At 44.2% G+C, this 18,563-nt stretch carries 16 protein-coding genes; 13 read left to right on the top strand and 3 right to left on the bottom strand.

From position 1 onward, the window contains the following. Positions 1-8 precede the first annotated feature (8 nt). Positions 9-890, bottom strand: a complete 882-nt coding sequence (gene surE, locus J6836_RS13275) for a 5'/3'-nucleotidase SurE (RefSeq protein ID WP_219244502.1) — start codon at positions 888-890, stop codon at positions 9-11. Positions 891-919: 29 nt separating this feature from the next. Continuing rightward, positions 920-2,272, bottom strand: coding sequence for an OprD family porin (locus J6836_RS13270; protein ID WP_219244501.1), 1,353 nt, complete (start codon positions 2,270-2,272; stop codon positions 920-922). A gap of 660 nt (positions 2,273-2,932) precedes the next feature. Between J6836_RS13270 and J6836_RS13265 the strand changes: the two genes are divergently transcribed. The 13 genes from J6836_RS13265 to hypE all read left to right on the top strand — a co-directional run bounded on the left by J6836_RS13265 (position 2,933) and on the right by hypE (position 17,896). After that, a complete protein-coding gene (locus tag J6836_RS13265; RefSeq protein WP_219244500.1) occupies positions 2,933-4,729 on the top strand; it encodes an arylsulfatase in 1,797 nt (598 codons plus the stop codon). Positions 4,730-5,137: 408 nt separating this feature from the next. Beyond that, a complete protein-coding gene (gene hypF, locus J6836_RS13260; protein ID WP_219244499.1) occupies positions 5,138-7,414 on the top strand; it encodes a carbamoyltransferase HypF in 2,277 nt (758 codons plus the stop codon). A 609-nt stretch (positions 7,415-8,023) separates the two neighbouring features. Beyond that, complete coding sequence (hybO, locus tag J6836_RS13255) at positions 8,024-9,142, top strand: hydrogenase 2 small subunit (RefSeq protein ID WP_219244498.1); 1,119 nt, start codon at positions 8,024-8,026, stop codon at positions 9,140-9,142. A 2-nt stretch (positions 9,143-9,144) separates the two neighbouring features. Continuing rightward, on the top strand, positions 9,145-10,131 hold the full coding sequence (hybA, locus tag J6836_RS13250) for a hydrogenase 2 operon protein HybA (RefSeq protein ID WP_219244497.1): 987 nt from the start codon (positions 9,145-9,147) through the stop codon (positions 10,129-10,131). Next, the gene (hybB, locus tag J6836_RS13245; RefSeq protein WP_219244496.1) at positions 10,115-11,302 is read left to right on the top strand and encodes a Ni/Fe-hydrogenase cytochrome b subunit; all 1,188 of its coding nucleotides are present in this window, start codon (positions 10,115-10,117) and stop codon (positions 11,300-11,302) included. Before hybA ends, hybB begins: the two co-directional genes overlap by 17 nt. Next, the gene (hybC, locus tag J6836_RS13240) at positions 11,299-13,002 is read left to right on the top strand and encodes a hydrogenase 2 large subunit (protein ID WP_219244495.1); all 1,704 of its coding nucleotides are present in this window, start codon (positions 11,299-11,301) and stop codon (positions 13,000-13,002) included. The genes hybB and hybC overlap by 4 nt, the downstream gene beginning before the upstream one ends. Next, positions 13,002-13,496 carry a HyaD/HybD family hydrogenase maturation endopeptidase gene (locus tag J6836_RS13235; RefSeq protein WP_219244494.1) on the top strand — a complete coding sequence of 165 codons (495 nt, stop codon included), beginning with the start codon at positions 13,002-13,004 and terminating at the stop codon, positions 13,494-13,496. Before hybC ends, J6836_RS13235 begins: the two co-directional genes overlap by 1 nt. Beyond that, on the top strand, positions 13,489-13,974 hold the full coding sequence (hybE, locus tag J6836_RS13230) for a hydrogenase-2 assembly chaperone (RefSeq protein ID WP_219244493.1): 486 nt from the start codon (positions 13,489-13,491) through the stop codon (positions 13,972-13,974). Before J6836_RS13235 ends, hybE begins: the two co-directional genes overlap by 8 nt. Next, positions 13,974-14,315, top strand: coding sequence for a hydrogenase maturation nickel metallochaperone HypA (gene hypA, locus J6836_RS13225; protein WP_219244492.1), 342 nt, complete (start codon positions 13,974-13,976; stop codon positions 14,313-14,315). Before hybE ends, hypA begins: the two co-directional genes overlap by 1 nt. Before the next feature lie 89 nt (positions 14,316-14,404). Beyond that, complete coding sequence (gene hypB, locus J6836_RS13220) at positions 14,405-15,487, top strand: hydrogenase nickel incorporation protein HypB (protein ID WP_219244491.1); 1,083 nt, start codon at positions 14,405-14,407, stop codon at positions 15,485-15,487. Continuing rightward, positions 15,478-15,774: a hydrogenase maturation factor HybG gene (gene hybG / locus J6836_RS13215; protein WP_219249507.1), complete on the top strand. Its 297-nt coding sequence runs from the start codon at positions 15,478-15,480 to the stop codon at positions 15,772-15,774. The genes hypB and hybG overlap by 10 nt, the downstream gene beginning before the upstream one ends. Next, complete coding sequence (gene hypD / locus J6836_RS13210; protein WP_219244490.1) at positions 15,758-16,870, top strand: hydrogenase formation protein HypD; 1,113 nt, start codon at positions 15,758-15,760, stop codon at positions 16,868-16,870. Before hybG ends, hypD begins: the two co-directional genes overlap by 17 nt. Continuing rightward, complete coding sequence (hypE, locus tag J6836_RS13205; protein ID WP_219244489.1) at positions 16,871-17,896, top strand: hydrogenase expression/formation protein HypE; 1,026 nt, start codon at positions 16,871-16,873, stop codon at positions 17,894-17,896. Positions 17,897-17,939: 43 nt separating this feature from the next. On the opposite strand, the gene ureG is transcribed toward hypE, so the two are convergent. Continuing rightward, the gene (gene ureG, locus J6836_RS13200) at positions 17,940-18,557 is read right to left on the bottom strand and encodes an urease accessory protein UreG (protein WP_219244488.1); all 618 of its coding nucleotides are present in this window, start codon (positions 18,555-18,557) and stop codon (positions 17,940-17,942) included. Between the last annotated feature and the right edge of the window lie 6 nt (positions 18,558-18,563).

The following is an 18,563-nucleotide window of genomic DNA, read 5'->3' as shown; positions in this document are numbered from 1 at the left end:
ATGAATGATTACTTAATCTTTAAAATATTTTGATATTCTTTGACTTTTGCTTCAGGGGCGTTCCAATCGCCATCAAAGATGGTATAGGTAATATAGCCTTTATCAAGATAACCCGTATCCGAATTATCATTTCTCATTTTTAATGCTTCTGGATTGATAATTTGTTTAGCTTTTCCTTCTGCGGTAATTTCATACAATATTTGTGGTGCAACTAGATATTCATTTTCTACAAATTTAATGCCTTTAATTTTTTCTTTAGGCAATGCAGGGTAATTAATGCTTAAACCTGATTTGGGCGGTAATACTTTTTGGCCAGACTTCCAGTCTTTATTTAAATCATCAACAAGCTCAACAACATGTGTTACGGAATCAGGCCAATATTTATGTGTGCTAGGCCAGCCTGATTTCATTTCTTCTGGTGTCATAATATAACCCACGCTTGCTGCAATTGCTGGGTAGCCAAGGCGTACAGCACGTGCTGCTGCGGAAACTGTACCTGAGTTTAATTGCGATGTCCCAGTATTGGGTCCGTCGTTGACGCCGGAAATGACAAGATCAGGTGGAGTGTCACGTAGTAGGCCATATAACCCAAAATCAAGAGAATCTGCAGGTGTACCTGGGAAGCAATAGGCGCGGTCATTGAGTTTTTTGACATCAAACTCTTTGCCTGCTTTAAACGTAATTGCAGTACCAATTCCACTTTGGTTAGTTGCTGGGCCTACGAGCCAAACATCATAGCCTTTTGCATCAAGTTGCGATTTTAGTTCTTGTAAACCAAAAGCATCACACCCGTCATCATTTACTAATAATATTCGCATGTTATCTGCGGTAGCTTGAGAGCTAATACCAAATAAGGCCAATAAGCTTAGTGTTAAAATTGATTTTTTCATTTTTACCTCTATGTATATTTTATACAGAATTAGAATATATTGAATTTATAATCAAATATAATATCTGCAGCGATAGCATTCCTGCGAATATAGTGCCCGTTATCATCGAATACAGGTTGAGTTCTATTTCCTTCAGCTTGGTATAGCCAAGCTTTGGTTAATTTAGTAAATATGGTAAAGTTTTTTAAACGTGGATCGCTAGGTTGCCAAGCATTAATAAGATTTAGCTCACCTGTTTTTATTTTATTATTTTTAAAATCAAATTGACCATAATTTAATTGTACTGCTGAATAAAAGTCTTCTGCATATTTATAGTCAATGAGGCCTGTGAGAGCGAGTTCACCATCTCGTTGGTAATGATAAGCGGCTGAAGACATTGGGTCTAAACGCCAGCGAGCGTTTTTAACTGGGTGTCTGTCAAAATAACCGAGTGAACCATCATTTTTAGCTGCATCGGTGTACCCAACGCCAACTTTCATTCCTAGGTCATCATATTGCCATTTGACCGTTCCTTCATATACCCACGAGCTGCCATTTGCAGCTTGTCGTGATGAAGGCATATTTTTATACATTTCCAGAGGGACGTTTCCAACAGCTCGAAAACCGAGTGTGATGTTGGAATATGGCATATAGTTTAAATCAATGAAATGGCGGTCGATAAAATCTTTAGCATATCCATAATTATAGGTAGCCTTAAGTTCTTTAGTATTATAATTAATTCCCCCGGCTGCAATATACTCAATAGCTTCATTATTCCTGTTACGAAACTTTTCTTTGTTAGGAGAAAAACGTTCCATAACACTATCAAAATATAAAGTATCAATTGAAAAATCATTATATTTTAATGTGCCGGTATAACCTAAATAGCTATTTTGTGCAGATTCATAAGGGCTTTTAAGAACGGTATACATGTGTGCAGCTTGCCAGCCATATTTAGCTTTATAACTTAATCCTTCGTCATCTCCTAAATGTAATTTTATAAAGCGATTATTGAATTTTGTAAAACCTTTAGCATTAGAAGATTTAAAACCAGGGCCATCGTTCCATAATAAATCTCGGCTTGCAAAGAAATTACTTGCCCCTAATTTTGTTACACTGGTATAAGAAACATCAAACCCTAAAGTTTCTTTCCAAAGACCCGATTGATAATTTAAACCAATTGTTTGTGCCCATGCTGTGTGAATATAAGTTGGGCCAACTTCATTTTCATTAAGGTATTTAAATCGATTTCTTAAAAATAAATCAAGTTTACTGTCTTTAATCAGCGGCTCATTACTTAAACTATCGACAAATTTATATTCCTTGGCTTCTGATATTGTTGCAAAAAGAAGAGGGATGAATAATGTTGCTTTGAAATATTTTAGAAATTTATTTGTTTTCATAGACCAACCTTTACTCTTTGTTTTAGCAATTCAAATTAGTGTTTTTTGTTACTTTATGATTTTTAATGATTTATTGTTTTTTGTTACTTATCAGGAATTTTAGGTAAAAAAAAACCTGAATGTTTAAACGACCACGTGATCGCGTAAACATTCAGGTTCTTGCCTAGTCAAGCTAGTAACACACCATTTGCCGTATATTAAAGACGTGTCTGTTTTTTTTACAATGATAAATTATAAAAATTGTGAGCTAGAACTGGTTTTTATAAGTATAAACGCTCAGGAATTTTAATTAATAATGACAATTTATAGTAATTAAAACAGAAATTTAAATGCTTTTATTTATTGGGGAAAATTATTAATTGAGATAGACAATGACTGAGAAATAAGATCTAAAATAAACATAAAGTTAAATTAATAACAGTATTGAGTGAAAACCTGAAATACTTTTGACATTGTTCACAAAACTATCAATCGGTGATTGTGATTTTTATTTGTTTTGATTAGATGATAACTCTTTAGGTGTGTTACTAGTATGACTAGGCAAAAACCTGAGCCTTATAACTTCATCGTTATAGGTCTCAGGTTTTTTTGTTTTTGTACCTTAATCCACATGATGCTCAGCTTTTTTATTGCTAAATACCGTTTTACAAGAGAGGCTTTATGTCTAATCACGAAAAAAGAAAAAAAGGGAATGAGAGAGCTGAAATCCCTCATAAACCCAATATGGTCAGTAAGTGTTTGCACGTCGCATTAACCGGGGCATTATTTTTATCATCCACCTTTGCGGTGAGTGCAACTACCGATAAAATCGCGCCTATTGCAAAGCAGCCCAATGTCATTTTGATTGTATTAGATGACGTCGGATTTGCCGATTTTGGTGCATTTGGTTCGGAAATTAACACGCCGAATATTGATGCTTTAGCGGAGGCTGGGGTTCGCTATAACCGTTTTGATACGAGTGCAATTAGTGCGCCAACGCGTGCAGCGATAGTGACAGGGCGTAATAACCAAACCGTTAATATGGAAGATTTACCGCCAGATAATGTCAATGCGCCATCGAAAGAAACCCCTAGAGGAGCAGGCCCCGCAACGAGCGGTGAAATTCCTGAAAATGCCCAAAACATTGCACAAGCTTTAAAATCAGCAGGTTATGATACCTATGCTTTGGGTAAATGGCACCTTGCGCCTAATTACAAAGATGATTTAGCACGTAGCCAAAGTTTCTGGCCAAAACAGCGTGGTTTTGATTATTTTTACGGTTTTTTAAGTGGGCATACAAATCAATATAAACCTGCACTGGTCGAAAATAATCAAAAAATTACGCCACCCAATAACCCTGAGTATCATTTATCTGTCGATTTAGTGGATCACGCCATTAATCGTATTGACCAAAAATCAGAGCAACCTAAATTCATTTATTTAGCATTAGGGGCTGCTCACTCACCTTATCATGTCCCTAAATCGTATATTCAGGCTTATGATGGCAAGTATGATCAAGGCTGGGATCAGCTACGTTTAGCGCGTTTTGAAAAACAGAAAAAAATAGGGATTATCCCGAGTAATACAGTGTTACCACCAAGAGAGAAAGGGGATGCTGCATGGGATTCATTAGATGCGGAACAGAAAAAAGTGTATGCAAGGTTTATGGAGACATACGCTGGCTTTATGACGCATACCGATGAGCAGATAGGCCGATTAGTTAACCATTTAAAAGAAACCAATCAGTATGATGACACGCTGATTATTTTGTTATCAGATAATGGGGCTGCACCAGAAGGTGGCGTAAATGGCGGTTTTAGAACGGCTTATATGGATAAAACCACCGTGAAAGAAATGTACGACAATTTAGATGATGCCGGTGGCCCAAAAACGGATATGTTGTACCAGCGCCCATGGGCTTATGCGGGAGCAACTCCGTTTAAACGTTATAAATTATGGCCGTACTTAGGGGGAGTTCGTACACCTTTAATTGTTTCATGGCCGAGTCATACAGATCAACCCAATAGCATTCGTGACCAGTATGTCAGTGTGGTCGATATTGCCCCAACCATTTTGGATGCGGCAGGAACGTCATTTGCAACGGAAGTCGACGGTGTAAAACAAGTGCCGGTTGCGGGTAAATCATTTTTACCAACGCTAAACTCAGACAAAGCGAAAACCCGTGATGTTCAGTATTTCCAATTGCGTAGTCAGCGTGCAATTACCCAAGGAGATTGGCGTGCGGTTGCATTACATCGTTATAATACGAGCTATGATGATGACCAATGGCAATTGTTTAATACTGCGGAGGATTTTTCTGAATCTACAGATTTAGCGAAAAAATACCCTGAGAAATTGAAAGAATTACAGCTACTGTGGTGGGAAGAAGCAAGAAAATACAGCGATCCTGCTGTAGTTGATCCATCTGAATTTTTCTATAACTTTAACCGCATGGAAGATGGGTTTACGAGTGATTAATTAATCAATCAGCGAATGAAAGTGTAGTGGCCATAAGAATTTTATAGCCACTACATGAAACGATTCTTCCATTGTTGAGAAATGCACACCTGACCCCTAGCATGGGGATCTCAAATTGCCTTTGTTATTCACAACGCATCAGTTTGTTGTTTTAGGTAATCAGAAAAATTGCCGATATAAGAAACATTAATTAAATCTTAATTTGTTGAATTTAAAATAAAATATGTCTATTTTGAATAGTTTATTGCGGATAAATAAATTAATGACTCAAGCGAATTTTTACCATTATCTGCATGTTAATTAAATGACTATGCTGACTTTTCCTATCCCACTTTTTTTTGATCTTAAGTTAAGTTTTTTTGATGCGTTAGCGAGAAAATAGCATCAGTATAAAAAGAGGGTGTGCAAGTGAGCAACGGAATACAGCTTCGGGTTAAAGGCAAAGTACAAGGGGTTGGTTTTCGTCCCTATGTTTGGCAGTTGGCACATCAACAGCGACTGCATGGGGATGTCTGCAACGATGGTGAAGGGGTGTTGATCCGCCTAATTTCTGACGCAGATATCACTGAATTTAGCCAATTATTGCAACAGCATTGCCCTCCTTTAGCGAATATTGAAAGTATTCAATCACAACCCTTTCAATGGGATGTTTTACCCGATGAATTTACCATTCGCCGCAGTGGCGAAGGGAAGATGGATACGCAAGTGATCCCTGATGCGGCAACTTGTGAGGCTTGTCAGCAAGAGATTTTTGACCCTGTAAATCGCCGTTTTCATTATCCATTTGCCAATTGTACTCATTGCGGGCCACGCTTTACGATTATTCGCCATATGCCCTATGATCGCCCAAACACGGCGATGGCCGATTTCCCGTTATGCCCTGAATGTTTGGCGGAATATCAATCCCCCGCGGATAGGCGTTTTCATGCGCAGCCCAATGCATGTGCGGTGTGTGGGCCTGAAATTACGCTGAGTGATGCTTTCGGGCAGACGGTGGCGGAAAAGGAACGGGCATTAATATCGGCATCTCAATATCTACTCACGAGTAAAATTATTGCTATCAAGGGGTTAGGTGGCTTTCATCTTGCTTGCGATGCAACGGATGACCATGCAATACAAGCGCTCCGCATACGTAAACATCGCCCAACAAAACCGTTTGCGGTGATGATCCCGTCTTTAGATTGGTTAAAAAACCAAGGAGTTAGTGTTAGTGATGGGCTAGCCTCGTTATTAAAAAGCTCCGCAGCACCTATCGTTTTAATCAAGCAGTGGAAAAACAGTGAGTTAAGTCAGTTCGTTGCTCCACATTTGACTGAGTTAGGGGTGATGCTGCCCTCGAATCCCTTACAGCATTTATTAATGGCAGAAGTAAAAAGGCCATTAATCATGACCTCAGGAAATGCATCAGGGAAGCCCCCAGTACTCACAGAGCAAAGTGCGTTCAATGATTTAGCCAATATCGCTGATTTTTATCTGACCCATAACCGCGATATCGTGCAACGCGCTGATGATTCTTTAGTTCGTTATCACCAAGGTGAGGCGGAAATGTTGCGCCGTGCTCGTGGGTATGTACCTGATTCTGTGGATTTACCTGAAGGTTTTGAAAACTCACCCTCTATATTAGGGTTAGGGGCTGATCTGAAAAATACGTTTTGCTTATTACGTGATAAAAGCGCGGTATTAAGCCAACACCTTGGGGATTTGGACGACTTAGATATTTTTGAGCAGTACCAAAGTGCGATTGATTTGTTTGAATCTATTTACCGTTTTACCCCAACTGCATTGGCTGGAGATATGCACCCTAGCTATGTTAGTCATCGATTTGCTCAGCAGTTATCTGCACAGTTGAACATTCCATTTGTGCAAATTCAGCACCATCATGCCCATATTGCGGCCGTTATGGTGGAGCATGGCTTGCCAAAAAACACAGGCAAAGTCATTGGGTTAGCGCTTGATGGGCTAGGTTATGGCGATGACCAACGTCTCTGGGGGGGGGAATGTTTATTGGTAGATTATTCATCCAGCCAATATTTGGGTGGGTTGCCTGCGGTTGCTTTACCTGGCGGTGAAATGGCGGCAAGGCAGCCTTGGCGTAACTTATTGGCTCACTGGTTGCAGTTTGTTCCTAAGTGGCAACAACAACCAGATGCAACTCAACTCCTCGAATTTCCTTGGCAGGGGCTCGAAAAGGCTATCGAAAGGGGGCTCAACTGCCCAACGGCGTCTTCCACGGGGCGGTTATTTGACGCTGTCGCGGCTGCCCTTGGTATTTGCACGGCGCAAACTAGTTGGGAAGGGGAAGCGGCGTGCCAACTTGAAGCGTTGGCGATGCGCTCTGAAGTTCTAACACACCCAGTGACGATGCCACTAGTCGGCCAACACCTTGACTTAGCTACATTTTGGCGTGAGTGGTGTGCTTACCAAGCTCCTAAAGCGCAGCGTGCCCATGCGTTTCATGTCGCATTAGCAAATGGGTTTGCGCAGCTCGCTAGAACATCTGCTCAGCAATATGGGGTTAAGCAAGTCGTGTTATCAGGAGGTGTGATGCACAATAAATTATTACGAAATTTATTAATGAATAATTTAAATGAATTTGAGGTGTTAACGGCAAGGCAGTTCCCGATGGGGGATGGTGGATTGGCATTAGGGCAGGTAGCTATAGCCTCAGTAAAATTAAAGGGTTAGCCAATGAGAGATATTGTTAGGCCCTTAGAACATATATTAATCGACTTTTTCTATATTCTAAATTTTAATTAAATATTCTTTTTTTGATATTGATTCTTATTTAACTAATTTATATTTATATTAATAAATTGGTTATTAATAATACTCTAATTTCGCTTAATTAAATTATAAATAAATAATGGTTTTATGTATCTAAATGATAATTAATGAAATTTATATTTAAATTAGTGTGATATATAGCGCATTATTGAATAATAAACGAATCATTTTTATTTAACTTAACACTTTTTTCCCCCTATCAACTGAATCGATTTTTCTAACAAATATATAAAAAAGATAAACTTTCTTATTTCCTCTTGATGAAGATCAAGTGATTAAAAATCGGGAGGAATAGGATCTTATTTTATATATATGCACCAGGTTACTTAAATAAGAATTTATTTCATTAAGCTCAGTTTTGTTATCAATTTGAATTGCATCGAATGATACAAGCGTAAGGCGTAAGTGTATTCAACACGTCGGGTTTTGTGGCATCTCTAACGCAAGGATAATCAACAAAATTTGTTTAATGAATAGGTTCTAAGCCACCCATAATAATAGGAAAAAAGAATGATAGGAGATAACTCTATTAATTCTCCTCACGGTATTAACCGCCGTGATTTTATGAAGTTATGTACAGCGTTGGCAGCAACGATGGGGCTAAGTGGGAAAGCAGCGGCCCAAATTGCTGAATCTATTAGCGACCCAGCTCGTCCGCCTGTCATTTGGATTGGCGCCCAAGAGTGTACGGGTTGTACTGAGTCCTTGCTGTGTTCTACTCACCCGACTCTCGAAAACTTAATTCTGGATACAATTTCACTGGAATACCATGAGGTGTTATCTGCCGCTTTTGGTGAGCAAGTTGAACAGAATAAGCACAATGCGATGGAGAAATATAAAGGAAAATATGTTCTTGTCGTCGATGGTTCTATCCCACTGAAAGATAACGGTATCTACTGCATGGTTGCAGGGAAACCCATTGTTGAGCATATTCGCGAAGTGGCGGAACATGCTGCTGCCGTGATTGCAATTGGCTCTTGTGCCTCTTGGGGCGGTGTTGCCGCGGCAGGTGACAACCCAACGGGCGCAGTTGGGTTAAACCAAGTCATCAAAGATAAACCTGTGATTAACATCCCAGGTTGCCCACCAAATCCACATAATTTCTTAGCGACCGTTGCTCACTTAATTACTTTTAATCGCCCACCAGCACTGGACAGCAAAAACCGCCCAATGTTTGCCTATGGTCGATTAATTCACGAGCACTGCGAGCGCCGCCCACACTTTGATGCAGGGCGTTTTGCTAAAGAGTTTGGCGATGATGGTCACCGTGAAGGTTGGTGTTTATATCACCTAGGCTGTAAAGGCCCTGAAACTTACGGTAACTGTTCAACATTGCAGTTCTGCGACGTTGGCGGTGTATGGCCTGTGGCGATAGGTCACCCATGTTATGGCTGTAATGAAGAAAATGTCGGCTTCCACAAAGCCATCCATCAACTTGCCAGTGTGGAAAACCCAACGCCACGCGCAGACAAACCAGATTTAAATAACCGTGAAGGCGGCCAAATTTCATCAACCGCCGTTGGGTTAATCGGTGGTGTTGTGGGGTTAGTGGCTGGGGTGAGTGTGATGGCGGTACGTGAATTAGGTCGCCAAAAACGCCAGCAAGACACTGACTCACGGGGAGAATAACCGTGAATAGACGAAATTTCCTTAAACTCTCCGCTGGGGGAGCGCTCCTTGCGAGCAGCTCACCGAGCTTGGCGGGAGCGGAAAACCGACCGCCAATTCCGAACTCCCTTGGCATGCTGTATGACTCAACGTTGTGCGTTGGGTGCCAAGCCTGCGTGACAAAATGCCAAGATATCAACCATCCAGAGCGTAACCCTGTGGGGGAGCAAACATGGTCGAACAACGACAAGCTTACTCCGTATACCAACAACATTATTCAGGTCTGGAGCAGCGGCACTGGGGTGAATAAAGATCAGGAAAAAGACGGTTACGCGTACATCAAAAAGCAGTGTATGCACTGTGTTGACCCTAACTGTGTGTCTGTTTGCCCTGTTCAAGCACTGAAAAAAGACCCGAAAACGGGCATCGTTCATTACGATGCGAGCGTGTGTACGGGTTGCCGCTACTGCATGGTAGCGTGCCCGTTCAACATTCCAAAATATGCTTACGATGATAAGTTTGGAGCCATTCATAAGTGCGAACTATGTAACCAAAAAGGTGTTGAGCGTCTAGACAAAGGCGGCTTACCGGGCTGTGTAGAAGTGTGCCCAACCGGCGCCGTGATTTTCGGTACGCGGGAAGAGTTACTCAAGGAAGCGAAAAAACGCTTAACACTCAAAGTGGGGGATGAATATGGCTTCCCACGCCAAACCCTGCATAGCAATGACCCGAATGTCATCAAAGTGCCGAAGTATGAACAACACGTATATGGGGAGCTTGAAGGCGGCGGAACGCAGGTCATTGTGCTCTCGGGTGTGCCATATCAGCACCTTGGCTTGCCTGAATTAGAGCAACTGTCGACCGGTGCGCGCTCTGAGCATGTTCAGCACACACTGTACAAAGGCATGGTGTTGCCGTTAGCGGCACTGGCAGGGTTGAGCTTCTTGGTGTATCGCAATACCAAGAATGACAAACACGAAGGAGATGACTCAAATGACGACGCATCATAAAGAAAAGCCGTTAGGCGGGCGTTTAGTCAGTTGGCCAATTATGGTCTTTGGGCCATTGGTGCTGCTTTGCGTCATTCTGATTATTAAACGTCTGGTTTTCGGCCTAGGTTCGGTTTCTGACCTTAACGGGGGTTATCCGTGGGGAATTTGGATTGCCTTTGACTTGCTGATAGGAACGGGGTTTGCCTGTGGTGGCTGGGCGCTGGCTTGGGCAGTGTATGTGTTTAACCGCGGGGAATATCACCCGCTGGTTCGTCCTGCATTGCTGGCCAGCTTATTTGGTTACTCCCTCGGTGGTTTATCTATCACCATCGACGTGGGGCGTTACTGGAACTTGCCGTATTTCTATATTCCGGGCTTCTTCAATACCAATTCAGTGTTGTTTGAAACCGCAGTGTGTATGACGATCTACATTGGTGTGATGGCATTAGAATTTGCCCCTGCACTGTGTGAACGTTTTGGCTGGAAAGTTTCATTAAAACGCTTGAATAAAGTGATGTTTTTTATCATCGCATTAGGGGCACTGCTGCCAATGATGCACCAATCCTCAATGGGATCGTTAATGATTTCAGCGGGATACAAGGTGCACCCAATTTGGCAAAGTTATGAAATGTTGCCGCTGCTCTCGCTGTTGACCGCGTTTATTATGGGGTTCTCGATAGTCATTTTCGAAGGCTCATTACTGCAAGCTGCCTTAAAGGGGCAAGGAGCAGATGAACGGCCACTGTTTGTGCGGCTAACGCAAATTCTGCAAGTGCTTTTGGTGCTGTTCCTCGTGTGCCGATTTGGCGAGTTGATTTATCGCGAAAAACTGCACCACATCTTCAATGGCGACTTCTACGCCATGATGTTCTGGATAGAAACCGTGTTAATGGTGATCCCATTAATTATCTTCCGCATCCCATCGCTGAGAAATGATTCGCGTTGGTTATACATCAGCGGGTTAAGCATGTTAATCGGGGCGGCAATGTGGCGGATGAGCTACTCCCTTGTCGCGTTCAATCCGGGGGGTGGTTATGACTACTTCCCAACATCAGAAGAACTTTTAATTTCAATGGGTTTTGTGGCAATTGAGGTCTGCGCGTACATCTTGCTGATCCGCCTACTACCCGTTATTCCAGCATTGAAAAAAACAAAGATGAGCCATTCAGAGGCCCGAGGTAAAGCATGAGCCAACGTATAACAATAGATCCAGTCACTCGTATCGAAGGTCACTTACGCATTGATTGTGAAATTGAAGATGGAAAAGTCACCAAGGCTTGGGCTTCAGGCACCATGTGGCGCGGTATGGAAGAAATCGTCAAAGGGAAAGACCCACGTGATGCATGGATGATCATGCAGCGTATTTGCGGGGTTTGCACCACTGTTCACGGCATTGTGTCTGTGCGTACCATTGAAAGCGCACTGAATATTGATGTGCCCGTTAACGCACAGTACATCCGTAACATGATTTTAGCGGCGCATACCATTCAAGACCATATTGTCCATTTTTATCAATTATCGGCGCTTGATTGGGTCGATATCACCTCCGCGTTAAATGCAGACCCAAATAAAGCCGCAGAAATCCTCAAAGGGGTTTCTACATGGCCACTTAATAGCGCAGAAGAATTTACCCGCGTACAAGACAAAATTAAAAAGCTGGTGGCAAGTGGTCAGCTAGGGATTTTTGCGAACGGCTATTGGGGTCACCCAGCGATGAAATTGTCGCCTGAAGTGAACTTGATTGCGGTCGCGCACTATTTACAAGCCCTTGAATGCCAACGGGATGCAAACCGTATTGTGGCACTGTTAGGGGGGAAAACACCGCACATCCAAAACCTCGCCGTGGGCGGTGTCGCGAACCCGATTAACCTTGATGGAGTCGGTGTTCTTAACCTTGAGCGTTTAATGTATGTGAAATCCTTTATCGACCGTTTAGGGGATTTTATCGAGCAAGTCTATAAAATCGACGCTGCTGTCATTGCAGCGGGCTACCCAGAATGGTTGGAAGTTGGTCAAGGGGCGAAACACTACATGTGTATGCCTGAAATGCCAATGGATGGCAAAAATGGCAGTTTCTTATTGCCAGGTGGTTACCTCGAAAATAGCGATTTCAGTACCTATCGCCCAATTACCAGCCATATGGACGAGTATTTGATCAACGGTATCAAAGAAAGTAGCAAACACGCATGGTACAAAGAAAACGAGCCACAAGCACCGTGGGAAGGCACCACAAACCCTGACTACACTGGTTGGGACGATGACGGCAAATATTCATGGGTGAAAGCGCCAACCTTCTACGATAAAACCGTCGAAGTGGGGCCATTAGCGGACTTACTGTGCAAACTGGCAGCAAAACATGAGCCAACGGAAAAACACTTTAATGATGTGGTGAACCTGTATCAAACACTGACAGGTAACAGCATTAGTGTTGATCAACTGCACTCCACACTAGGTCGAATTATCGGTCGTAGCGTGCGTTGCTGTGTGCTGAATGAAACACTGTCAATTCAATGGCAAGCGCTGGTGGATAACATCGGTAAAGGTGACTTTACCACATTTGTAAAACCAAACTTCCCAGAAAACGCAACGATCAAAGGTGTTGGTTTTGGGGAAGTGCCACGTGGTCTGCTCTCACACTGGGTGGTTATCAAAGACGGTAAAATTGAAAACTATCAAGCGGTTGTGCCATCCACATGGAACTCTGGCCCACGTAATTTCAATGACGAACCAGGCCCTTATGAGCAAGCGTTGGTAGGAACCCCTGTTGCTGACCCAACTAAGCCGCTTGAGGTGGTGAGAACCATTCACTCATTTGACCCATGTATGTCTTGCGCGGTGCACATTGTGGATCCTGAAGGTGGGGAAGTCACTAAGGTTAAGGTGCTGTAATGCGGATTTTAGTCTTAGGCGTTGGCAACATTTTGCTGAGCGACGAAGGAATTGGTGTACGCATTGTTGAAGCATTGGAAGAGCGTTATCACCTGCCTGAATGTGTGGAAGTACTCGATGGCGGTACCGCAGGAATGGAACTGATCGGCCCAATGGCCGATCGCGACCACTTAATTATTGCGGATGTGGTGTTATCGAGCCAGCAACCCGGTTCGTTATTAGTGCTACGTGATGACGAAGTGCCTGCATTGTTTACCCGTAAAATTTCACCTCATCAATTAGGGTTATCCGATGTGTTATCCGCGCTGCATTTAACAGATGAATTTCCGCAGCGTTTGACCTTAGTGGGCGTCGTGCCTGAGTCCTTAGAGCCGCACATCGGTTTAACCGCTACAGGGCAGGCTGCATTAGAACCTGCGTTGCAAAAAGTGATTGATGTGCTGCGCAGTGAAGGTTTGGAAATTACGGCAAAAGAAGAGAGTTTACATGCCTGATGATATTAAAGGTTATCAAAGCAACCCACGAACTCTGGTAGAGGCTGCATTTCAACGGGTGGCGGAGCAATCGATGCACGATTTGTCTTTCCTCCATCCGTCGATGCCAGTTTATGCCAGTGAGTTTGCTTTGTTTGAAAACCAATGGGTTGGTGCGGTTATTACTCCGTGGATGCTCAGCGCGCTTATTTTACCGGGGCCTGAACAGTATTGGGAGCACCGTACTGTTGGCGATAAAGTGGGCTTGATTTTACCTTATGGGGAAATGACCTATACCGTTGGGGAACTTGACGGGCTGACGCAATATTTTGCCTGTTCCTTGATGTCTCCGTTGGATAAAAGCTTGAGCCCTGAGCAGGGTATTCACCTTACTGATGATTGCCGTCGTATTTTGTTGTCCCTGCCAGTGAGTGACCCAAATGTGCCGCAATCGCCAGCGCGCCGCGCGTTATTTGCGCGACACTTAAAGGAGGCATAATGCATGAAGTTTCATTGTGCCAAAGCACACTCGAAATAATTGAACAACAAGCCAAGCAAAACGCCGTGAAAAAAGTCACGGCAGTTTGGTTAGAAATAGGTGCGCTTTCCTGTGTTGAAGAAAGCGCATTTCGCTTTTGTTTTGATATCGCCTGTCGCGGCACTGTCGCACAAGGTTGCCAATTGCATATGATGCACCGTCCAGCGCAGGCGTGGTGCTGGGATTGCAGTGAAATGGTGGAAATTGATAGCCATCAATCCGTTTGTCCACAATGCCAAAGTTTGAATTTAAAAGTGGAAAGTGGCGATAGCTTGCGCATCAAAGAATTAGAGGTCGAATAGTTTTCAAAGTGACTTTGAGGTGCATCAACCTTGCGATTTTGATTATGTATTAATCTAATTTAACTATTTAGCGGTTGGGAGTGAAACTTATGTGTAGTACATGTGGATGCGCATCGGGAGAGCGCAGAATCGAAGGGGATGAGCACAGTCATCATCACCATGACCATCATCACGACCATGACCACCACCACGGCCATGATCATCATCATCACGATCATGAAAATGCCCATGACCATCATCATGGACACGATCACCACCACGATCATGACCATCATGACCATGAAAACCAAGGCCAAACCGTCATTATTCATCACCATTATTACCACCAAGGGGATGTGCATAACCACTATCACCAATGCGAACCTACGCCTGTTGGTGACAAAGCCAAAAAACAGAAACACAAACATAAGCATAAACACGTTTATGCCATGGCAGAAAATAGCTTCAAACCGGTAGGCGAACACCATGACTTGGATTACGGGCAGGGTGAAGCAGGCACGCACGCGCCGGGGATCAGCCAAAAGCGTATGCTGCAAATTGAAATGGACGTTTTAGATAAAAACAATCACTTAGCGGAACATAACCGCGAGGCATTTGCAGAAAAGAATATTTTAGCGTTAAACCTGGTTTCCAGCCCGGGCTCTGGGAAAACCACCCTATTAACGGAAACTTTACTACGCCTGCGCGACAAAATTAATTGTGCGGTGGTAGAGGGCGACCAACAAACCACCAACGATGCTCAGCGCATTCGTGAAACGGGGGTTCCTGCAATTCAAGTGAATACGGGTAAAGGCTGCCACTTAGATGCGCAGATGATCCACGATGCGGTTTCACGCTTAGGTTTGGATGATAACAGCTTGTTATTCATAGAAAATGTGGGGAACTTAGTGTGCCCTGCAAGCTTTGATTTAGGTGAACGCCATAAAGTGGCTGTATTGTCCGTGACCGAAGGGGAAGATAAACCCTTAAAATACCCGCATATGTTTGCTGCTGCAGACATTATGTTGCTCAATAAAATCGACTTACTGCCATACCTGCATTTTGATGTGGACGCTTGCATTGCCAATGCCAAACAAGTCAATCCAAACATCCAAGTGATTAAAGTCTCCGCAACACAGGGGGATGGCATGGATGCATGGCTCGCATGGCTGGAGACTCAGCTATGTGCTTAGGCATTCCCGGAAAAATCGTGGCAGTGGGGGAAGATATTCACCAACTGGCGCAAGTGGATGTCTGCGGCGTGAAGCGGGACGTTAACATTGGCCTGATTTGTGAGGGAGAAACCCACGAATTATTGGGCCAATGGGTGCTGGTTCACGTGGGCTTTGCCATGAGTATCATCAACGAAGAAGAAGCACAGTCGACATTAGATGCCTTAGCGGCGATGAGCCAGCTTGACCATGAGGTCGGTGACTTTAGTGGCTTAAATGCGGGAGCAACAGATGCAGTACGTCGATGAGTTTCGCGACCCTGCTTTAGCAAAAGTATTATTGGCGAATATTCGCCAACGTGTGAATGAAATTCCACGGGCTAAGCAGCGCCCATTGCAGTTAATGGAGGTGTGCGGCGGGCACACCCATGCGATTTTTAAATTTGGTATCGACCAACTTTTACCACCAGAAATCGAATTTGTTCATGGACCGGGCTGCCCCGTTTGTGTGTTACCGATGGGGCGTATTGACGGCTGCATTGAAATTGCCGAGCAGCCAAATGTGATTTTTTGCACCTATGGGGATGCGATGCGTGTCCCCGGCAAAAATGGCTCTTTGATTGATGCAAAACGCCGTGGGGCAGATGTGCGGATTGTCTACTCCCCTTTGGATGCCCTCGGGATAGCAGAGCAACACCCTGACAAACAAATTGTTTTCTTTGGCTTGGGCTTTGAAACCACCATGCCAAGCACGGCGATTACTTTACAACAAGCTAAACGCCGCCAACTAAACAATTTTACCGTATTTTGCCAACACATCACCATCATCCCAACCTTAAAAAGCCTATTAGAGCAGCCAGATGTGCGTATCGACGGCTTTTTAGCACCAGGGCATGTGAGCATGGTCATTGGGGCGCACCCTTACCAGTTTATTACCGAAGATTTTCATAAACCGCTGGTGGTGACAGGGTTCGAACCGTTGGATATTTTGCAGTCTTTGTCCATGCTAGTTAGCCAGATAGCAGAGGGACGTTGCGAGGTGGAAAATCAATATAAGCGCATTGTCGCTGACCAAGGCAACATGTTAGCACTCAAGGCATTAGATGAAGTGTTTGAGCTAAAAGAGACCAGCGAATGGCGTGGTTTAGGGGAAATTGCAGGCTCGGGAGTGCAGCTCAGCGCCGCTTACCAATCCTTTGATGCCGAACGCCGTTTTCAGGTACAACCACACCAAGTGGCAGATGACCCAGAGGCACGGTGTGGCGATGTGTTAACAGGGCGCTGCAAACCCAATGAATGCCCATTATTTGGCACGCGCTGTACGCCACAAACCGCTTTTGGTGCCTTAATGGTGTCGTCGGAAGGGGCTTGTGCGGCTTATTATCAATATCGTCGGGAGGCATAGATGAGTCATGATGCGAACAATGTGGTATTGATGGCCCACGGCAGTGGTGGGCAAGCTATGCAACAGTTAATCGAACAGTTATTTTTAAAGGCATTTGCCAATCAAGCGTTAAATGAACGCGAAGACCAAGCGCGACTTTCGCTGGCGGAACTCACCACGTTAGGGGATCGTCTTGCATTCAGCACCGACAGCTATGTGATTGACCCGATTTTTTTCCCCGGTGGAAATATCGGTAAATTAGCGGTTTGCGGTACGGTGAATGACGTCGCCGTCAGTGGTGCCGTACCAAAATATCTGTCTTGCGGGTTTATTTTAGAAGAAGGCTTTCCGTTAGCCGAACTCGCCACTATCGTCGAATCAATGGCAGCCACGGCCGCAGCGGCTGGGGTACAGATTGTTACGGGGGATACCAAAGTGGTGCAGCGCGGTGCTGCGGACAAAGTGTTTATCAACACGGCAGGTATTGGCGTTATCCCAAGCGAAATCCAGTGGGGCGCTCAGCAAATTCAAGCGGGAGACAAGGTGATTGTCAGTGGCACGTTAGGTGACCACGGTGCGACCATCTTAAACCTGCGCGAGCAGCTTGGTTTAGAGGCACAGCTTAGCAGCGATTGTGCGGTATTGACGCCATTAATTGAACCACTGCGTAATATTGAGGGCGTACGTGCATTGCGGGATGCCACACGCGGCGGAGTGACGGCGATTTTGCATGAGTTTGCGCAGGCAAGCGGCTGTGGAATGGCTATCAACGAGGCGGACTTACCCGTTGCCTCTGCAGTCAGGGGCGTATGTGAATTGCTCGGTCTTGAACCACTGAATTTTGCCAATGAAGGTAAGTTAGTGATTGTGGTAAAACCCGAAGCGGAAAGCGCAGTGTTAGCCGCATTACGCAATCACCCATTAGGCCAAAATGCCGCCACGATTGGCAGTGTGACAGACAATAAACAGGTGAAACTGGTCGGAATTTTTGGCACCTCAAGGTTGTTGGATTTACCACACAGCGAGCCATTACCACGCATTTGTTGATGTCATCCCCTATAGATTAAAACCTATAGGGGAAATTAACTTATTAACGACTTAACATGCCTTTATCGATAATAAACTCGATAATGGTTTCTAAGCCGACTTTTTTCTTTAAGTTAGTGAAAACATAGGGTTTCACGGGGCGCATTCTGGCAGTATCTGCTTCCATCACTTCTAAAGAGGCGCCGACATACGGGGCAAGGTCAATTTTATTGATCACCAGTAAATCAGAATGGGTGATCCCCGGGCCGCCTTTACGTGGAATTTTCTCGCCTTCTGCGACGTCGATAACATAAATAGTTAAGTCCGCCAGCTCTGGGCTGAATGTGGCGCTCAGGTTATCACCACCGCTTTCCACAAACACGATATCCAGATTTTTGTGGCGCATTGCCAGCTCTTCAACCGCCGCAAGGTTCATGGAGGCATCTTCACGAATCGCAGTGTGCGGGCAGCCACCTGTTTCCACACCAATAATGCGGTCGGCGTCTAACGCTTCAGCGCGGGTGAGGATTTTGGCATCTTCTTGGGTATAGATATCATTGGTCACGACGGCAATTTGGTAGGTATCGCGCATCGCTTTACATAACACTTCTAATAGGGCGGTTTTCCCTGAACCAACAGGGCCACCGACACCAATTCTCAGGGGTTGGTTATATTCTTGCATTGTATG

The organism is Providencia sp. R33, assembly GCF_019343475.1.
Classification (GTDB): domain Bacteria; phylum Pseudomonadota; class Gammaproteobacteria; order Enterobacterales; family Enterobacteriaceae; genus Providencia.
The sequence above is the reverse complement of the archived record's forward strand: the minus strand, read 5'-3'. Positions and strand labels throughout refer to the sequence as shown.

Coding starts and splice junctions, on each gene's coding strand:
- hypA (WP_219244492.1), top strand. CDS start 13,974: ATGCATGAAGTTTCATTGTGCCAAAGCACACTCGAAATAATTGAACAA.
- hypE (WP_219244489.1), top strand. CDS start 16,871: ATGAGTCATGATGCGAACAATGTGGTATTGATGGCCCACGGCAGTGGT.
- hypB (WP_219244491.1), top strand. CDS start 14,405: ATGTGTAGTACATGTGGATGCGCATCGGGAGAGCGCAGAATCGAAGGG.
- hypD (WP_219244490.1), top strand. CDS start 15,758: ATGCAGTACGTCGATGAGTTTCGCGACCCTGCTTTAGCAAAAGTATTA.
- surE (WP_219244502.1), bottom strand. CDS start 890: ATGAAAAAATCAATTTTAACACTAAGCTTATTGGCCTTATTTGGTATT.
- hybE (WP_219244493.1), top strand. CDS start 13,489: ATGCCTGATGATATTAAAGGTTATCAAAGCAACCCACGAACTCTGGTA.
- ureG (WP_219244488.1), bottom strand. CDS start 18,557: ATGCAAGAATATAACCAACCCCTGAGAATTGGTGTCGGTGGCCCTGTT.
- hybB (WP_219244496.1), top strand. CDS start 10,115: ATGACGACGCATCATAAAGAAAAGCCGTTAGGCGGGCGTTTAGTCAGT.
- hybG (WP_219249507.1), top strand. CDS start 15,478: ATGTGCTTAGGCATTCCCGGAAAAATCGTGGCAGTGGGGGAAGATATT.
- J6836_RS13235 (WP_219244494.1), top strand. CDS start 13,002: ATGCGGATTTTAGTCTTAGGCGTTGGCAACATTTTGCTGAGCGACGAA.
- J6836_RS13270 (WP_219244501.1), bottom strand. CDS start 2,272: ATGAAAACAAATAAATTTCTAAAATATTTCAAAGCAACATTATTCATC.
- hybO (WP_219244498.1), top strand. CDS start 8,024: ATGATAGGAGATAACTCTATTAATTCTCCTCACGGTATTAACCGCCGT.
- hybC (WP_219244495.1), top strand. CDS start 11,299: ATGAGCCAACGTATAACAATAGATCCAGTCACTCGTATCGAAGGTCAC.
- J6836_RS13265 (WP_219244500.1), top strand. CDS start 2,933: ATGTCTAATCACGAAAAAAGAAAAAAAGGGAATGAGAGAGCTGAAATC.